This window comes from Pseudomonas sp. GXM4, from assembly GCF_008923895.1.
Lineage (GTDB): Bacteria > Pseudomonadota > Gammaproteobacteria > Pseudomonadales > Pseudomonadaceae > Aquipseudomonas > Aquipseudomonas atacamensis.
On sequence record NZ_WBRZ01000312.1, the window covers coordinates 1 to 5,987 of the forward strand.

The 5,987-nt window shown below is 59.3% G+C and carries 4 protein-coding genes; 2 read left to right on the plus strand and 2 right to left on the minus strand.

Annotated elements, in window-relative coordinates; genetic code table 11:
• Positions 1–41: 41 nt before the first annotated feature.
• Positions 42–1,712: a bifunctional diguanylate cyclase/phosphodiesterase gene (locus tag F8N49_RS24670; protein WP_016772575.1), complete on the minus strand. Its 1,671-nt coding sequence runs from the start codon at positions 1,710–1,712 to the stop codon at positions 42–44.
• Between the two features lie 272 nt (positions 1,713–1,984).
• On the opposite strand from F8N49_RS24670, the gene rep reads away from it, so the two are divergent.
• Both rep and F8N49_RS24680 read left to right on the plus strand, forming a co-directional pair.
• Positions 1,985–3,994, plus strand: a complete 2,010-nt coding sequence (gene rep / locus F8N49_RS24675) for a DNA helicase Rep (protein WP_016772574.1) — start codon at positions 1,985–1,987, stop codon at positions 3,992–3,994.
• A 57-nt stretch (positions 3,995–4,051) separates the two neighbouring features.
• Positions 4,052–4,624 carry a xanthine phosphoribosyltransferase gene (locus F8N49_RS24680; RefSeq protein WP_016772573.1) on the plus strand — a complete coding sequence of 191 codons (573 nt, stop codon included), beginning with the start codon at positions 4,052–4,054 and terminating at the stop codon, positions 4,622–4,624.
• A 119-nt stretch (positions 4,625–4,743) separates the two neighbouring features.
• On the opposite strand, the gene F8N49_RS24685 is transcribed toward F8N49_RS24680, so the two are convergent.
• Positions 4,744–5,892, minus strand: a complete 1,149-nt coding sequence (locus F8N49_RS24685) for a hypothetical protein (RefSeq protein ID WP_151552981.1) — start codon at positions 5,890–5,892, stop codon at positions 4,744–4,746.
• Positions 5,893–5,987: the final 95 nt, after the last annotated feature.

Genomic DNA, 5,987 nt, shown 5'->3' on the forward strand with positions numbered 1-5,987 from the left:
GAACACAATCCAAGGTAGGAGCTGCCGAAGGCTGCGATCTTTTAAATGGCTTCCACCGAAGCCTGCTGACTGGCTCCAAAGGTCAGATATTCCACCAACTCATCCAGCGGCAACGGCCGGCTGATTAGATAACCCTGTACCTGATCGCAGCCGAACCCGCGCAGCAATTCCAGTTGCTCCGGCGTCTCGACGCCCTCGGCGACCACTTCCAGGTGCAGGTTGTGCGCGAGGTTGATCATCGCGTGCACCAGTTTGCGGTTCTCTTCGCGCTGTTCCATGCCGCCGACAAAACTCTTGTCGATCTTCAGCAAGGTGATGGGCAGGCTGTTGAGGTGCACGAACGACGAGAACCCGGTGCCGAAATCGTCCAGCGAGAAGCGCACACCGAGGCGGCCGAGGGCGTCCATGGTCTGCTTGACCAGATCGCTGCGCCGCATCACCGCGGTTTCGGTCAGTTCGAATTCCAGCCACTGCGCCTCGACGCCACGTTCGGCAATCAGGCGGCTGAGCGTCGGCAGCAACTGGCTGTCCTGAAACTGGCGGAACGACAGGTTGATCGCCATGTGCAGCGCCGGCAGCCCCTGCTCGCGCAAGGCCTGCATGTCGCGCAAGGCGCGGGAAATCACCCAGTAACCCAATGGCACGATCAGACCGCTCTGCTCGGCCAGCGGGACGAACTCGCTCGGTGGCAACAGACCGCGCTCGCCATGACGCCAGCGCACCAGCGCTTCGAGGCCGACAATCTGGCCGTCCTCAAGATTCAGGCGTGGCTGGTAATGCAGTTCCAGCTCATCGCGGCGCAAGGCCCGGCGCAGCTCGCTTTCGAGGTCGGCCATGCTCCGCGCGTTGCGGTTGATGCGTTCGTTGAAGATATGAAAAGTGCAGCCCTGTGTGCTCTTGGCCTGCTGCATGGCGATATGGGCGTGCCACATCAGTGGATCGGCACCGCCATTGGCGCGGGCATGGGCGATGCCGAGGCTGGAACCGATCAGCAGGCTCTCGCCGTCGACCCAATAAGGTTCGGCCAACGCCTCAGTAATGCGTTCGGCCATCCACTCGGCGCGTTGCGGTGCACGACGGGTATCGATCAGCAGAGCGAATTCATCGCTGCCCAGCCGTGCCAGTTGATCGCCGGCCTCCAGCTGACTTTTCAGCCGCGCGACAACTTGCAGGATCAAGCGATCGCCGGCCTGATGACCAAGGGCATCGTTGGCATGGCGGAAGTTGTCGAGATCGAGATGGCCGAGGGCGAGACCGCGACCGTCGCCTTCGGCAAGGCGCGCCGTGAGCAGGGTCTGGAAGCCCTGACGGTTGGCGATACCGGTCAGCGGGTCCTGTTCGGCGAGGCGCTGAAGAGTGTTTTCCAGCACGCCGCGCTCGCGCACATGGCGCAGGCAACGCTGGAGCATGCCGGCGTCGAGGGCGTCGAACACCAGCCAGTCGCTGACACCGACCGGCGCGGTGGCCGGTTCGTGCTCCAGCAGCAGAACGGTCGGCAGGCTGCAACGCCCGGGTGGCGGTTGCAACGCCGGCAGAGTCAGTAATACCGCGTGGCGGTTGTCCTCGAACAGGCGGCTGACCGAATCCCAGTTCGGCGCGCTGATCAGCACCGCCGCGCTCCCCATCGGAGCCAGACACTCACGCAACAACGCTGTCCACGCTGGCTCTTCGGCCAGTAGCAGCAAACGCAAGGGTTCGACAGGCGTAGACAAGCTGACTCCCTAGACTCTGCAATGATGTAGGCGGGGCATTATGCCGTTGTGCTGAACAATGACCAATGCGTTGTCTGATGACAACGGCATCGAAACGTTATTTTGTGTCACGAATGAGAACATTAGCCGCAAAATCCCCGCGTATCCTGCGTGAAAGTAACAAAAGCGGCAAATCTGAATCGCGTGCTGCGTCACAAGTCGGACAGAGCAGCAGAAATCGCTGAGCCTGTTAAAATGCCGGCCCATTTCGTCAACGACTCCCGAATTTTCGTATGTCCCGACTCAATCCCCGGCAGCAAGAAGCCGTGAACTACGTCGGCGGCCCTCTATTGGTGCTCGCCGGTGCTGGCTCCGGCAAGACCAGCGTGATCACGCGCAAGATCGCGCACCTGATCCAGAACTGCGGCATCCGCGCCCAGTACATCGTCGCCATGACCTTTACCAACAAGGCCGCGCGCGAGATGAAAGAGCGGGTCGGCACCCTGTTGCGTGCCGGCGAAGGGCGTGGCCTGACCGTCTGCACCTTCCACAACCTGGGCTTGAACATCATCCGCAAGGAGCATGCGCGGCTGGGCTACAAACCCGGTTTCTCGATCTTCGACGAAACCGACGTCAAGGCCCTGATGACCGACATCATGCAGAAGGAATACGCAGGCGACGACGGCGTCGATGAGATCAAGAACATGATCGGCGCCTGGAAAAACGACCTGATCCTGCCCGCCCAGGCCCTGGAAAACGCGCGCAATCCCAAGGAACAGACCGCCGCGATCGTCTACACCCACTATCAGCGCACGCTCAAGGCGTTCAACGCGGTGGACTTCGATGACCTGATCCTGCTGCCGGTAAAGCTCTTCGAAGAACACGCCGACATTCTCGAAAAGTGGCAGAACAAGGTCCGTTACCTGCTCGTCGACGAATACCAGGACACCAACGCCAGCCAGTATCTGTTGGTGAAGATGCTCATCGGCAAGCGCAACCAGTTCACCGTGGTCGGCGACGACGACCAGTCGATCTACGCCTGGCGTGGCGCGCGCCCGGAAAACCTGATGCTGCTCAAGGACGACTATCCGTCCCTGAAAGTGGTGATGCTCGAGCAGAACTACCGCTCCACCAGCCGCATCCTGCGCTGCGCCAACGTACTGATCTCGAATAACCCGCACGAATTCGAAAAACAGCTGTGGAGCGAGATGGGCCACGGCGACGAGATCCGCGTGATCCGCTGCCGCAACGAGGACGCCGAAGCCGAGCGCGTGGCCATGGAAATCCTCAGCCTGCACCTGCGCACCGACCGCCCGTACAGCGATTTCGCCATTCTTTATCGCGGTAACTACCAGGCCAAGCTGATCGAATTGAAGCTGCAACACCACCAGGTGCCGTATCGCCTGAGCGGCGGCAACAGCTTCTTCGGTCGCCAGGAAGTGAAGGACCTGATGGCTTACTTCCGCCTGATCGTCAATCCGGATGACGACAACGCCTTCCTGCGCGTGATCAACGTTCCGCGCCGCGAGATCGGCTCGACCACCCTGGAAAAGCTCGGCAACTACGCCACCGAGCGCAAGATCTCGATGTACGCCGCCACCGACGAAATTGGCCTCGGCGAACATCTCGACAGCCGCTTCACTGATCGCCTGGCGCGCTTCAAGCGCTTCATGGACAAGGTCCGCGAGCAGTGCGCCGGCGAAGATCCGATCTCGGCGCTGCGCAGCATGGTCATGGACATCGATTACGAGAATTGGCTGCGCACCAACAGCTCCAGCGACAAGGCGGCGGACTACCGCATGGGCAACGTCTGGTTCCTGATCGAGGCGTTGAAAAACACCCTTGAGAAGGACGAGGACGGCGAAATGACCGTCGAGGACGCCATCGGCAAACTGGTGCTGCGCGACATGCTCGAGCGCCAGCAGGAAGAAGAGGACGGCGCCGAAGGTGTGCAAATGATGACGCTGCACGCCTCCAAAGGGCTGGAATTTCCCTACGTGTTCATCATGGGCATGGAAGAGGAAATTCTCCCGCACCGCTCCAGCATCGAAGCCGACACCATCGAAGAAGAACGCCGCCTGGCCTACGTGGGCATCACCCGCGCCCGCCAGACCCTGGCATTCACCTTCGCAGCCAAGCGCAAGCAGTACGGTGAAATCATCGACTGCGCGCCGAGTCGCTTTCTGGATGAGCTGCCGCCGGACGATCTGGCCTGGGAAGGCAACGACGACACCCCGACTGAAGTCAAAGCCGTGCGTGGCAATAGCGCATTGGCCGACATACGCGCGATGTTAAAGCGCTAGAATCGACTACTTTTTAATCTACCTTCGGCGCCCATCGCGCCAACAGAGGAAGCTGTTGTGGAAGCACTGCACAAAAAAATCCGCGAAGAAGGCATCGTGCTTTCCGATCAGGTCCTGAAAGTCGACGCTTTCCTGAACCACCAGATCGACCCGGCCCTGATGAAGCTGATCGGTGACGAATTCGCCGCGCTGTTCAAGGATTCGGGGATCACCAAGATCGTTACCATCGAAGCTTCGGGCATCGCCCCGGCGATCATGACCGGTCTGAACCTCGGCGTGCCGGTGATCTTCGCCCGCAAGCAACAGTCGCTGACCCTGACTGAAAACCTGCTCTCGGCGACCGTCTACTCGTTCACCAAGAAGACCGAAAGCACCGTGGCCATCTCCCCGCGCCACCTGACCAGCAGCGACCGCGTGCTGATCATCGACGATTTCCTGGCCAACGGTAAGGCCTCGCAAGCGCTGATCTCGATCATCAAACAGGCCGGCGCCACCGTTGCCGGTCTGGGCATCGTCATCGAGAAGTCGTTCCAGGGCGGCCGCGCCGAACTGGACTCGCAGGGCTACCGCGTCGAGTCGCTGGCTCGCGTGCAATCGCTGAAGGATGGCGTCGTCACCTTCATCGAGTAACCAGCGGCACCGAGTTACCCCTGTGGGAGCGAGCCTGCTCGCGAATGCATTGTGTCAGTCAAAATAATCTTTGACTGATCCGGCGCTTTCGCGAGCAAGCCCGCTCCCAGAGGTGAGTCTCAAGCCTTCGAGAAATCCATTCTGTACCCTGCCCCCGGCACCCCTTCATGCATCGCAGCTTGAATCTCGGCATACAAGGCATTCGCCTCGCCGGTAGTAATTGAGCGTGAACAATCCCGCAGCACCACATGTAAAAGCACGTTCTCCTGACCCGGCAGCATTCCGAGTCGCTCAATGGCTTGCGGTGGTAAATCCGAACGCTGCCAACGCCCTTTGATTCGCATCTCCTCGATCCAGTTTGAGCAATCCCCTGCCGCCTGCAACATCCTCTCGGTCAATACCTCTTCACTCAATCCCGGCGTCACTGCCAGCGAGATGTCGCGTGCAATCGATGGCAAACGAGACACCGCAGTCCAAGTGTCCAGATCATGCATCTGAGCCTGCACGCGCACATTCTGATCGCGTAACAAACGGATATCAGGTATGCCTTTGCGCAACATCGTCAAGCGATCCAGCCCCATCCCAAGAGCAAGCCCACCATGGCGCATCGGATCAATCTGCAAACGCTGTAATAGCGACTTCGCGATACGCCCGCACTCCAGAACCTCGACCGGCACGCCATCATTCAACACATTCACTTCAATCCCACCTTCGGTGTAGTGATGTGGGCTGTCGCCGTAGACCCAGGATTCGCCAGGGACAGCTGACTGCAAGATATCGCTGACAAGACGCAGTAAATGCTCGTGCGAGGCCAAATCGGGATCGCCGAGTACCCAAATATCCATTTGATGCGGTTCAGCACAATGCCAGCGGTCGCGACTGTCACGCCTGAACGTTATTCCCGGCGCTGCCAGCAAGATGGTCTGCCCCGGCTGGCGAATCTTCGCGGCCTGCTGAAGCGCTGCAGGAATTTGGCTGGTGGTCTGTGTGCGCAATAGCGAGTGCTCATCAACCCAACGTGTGTGCTCACTGCCGAGAGTAATTTCGGCCGGGTCGTAACCGAGCAAACCGTAGTTTTCTTCTGCCGACACAATCCTTGGCCCAATTTGCAGTTGTGCTTCGGGCCACCCCCGTTCTGCGAGCCCTGTAAGTACTTCATTCAGCAACAACCGGACAGCGTGATCGGGTTGGCTCTTTTCGGTCAAATCAGTCAGGAGCAATGCTTGGTGGACAGACGCGTCTGTCAGATATTTCTTTGATGTATGCACTTTGTTCTCCTGTAATTAGAGTTGGCATGAGCACGCAAAACATTGAGCCCATAAATAAAACCTACTCAAATAGAGCTCGCAACCACAATCGATGA

Excerpts from the sequence above, each read along its gene's own strand:
- rep (WP_016772574.1), top strand. The coding sequence starts at position 1,985 with ATGTCCCGACTCAATCCCCGGCAGCAAGAAGCCGTGAACTACGTCGGC.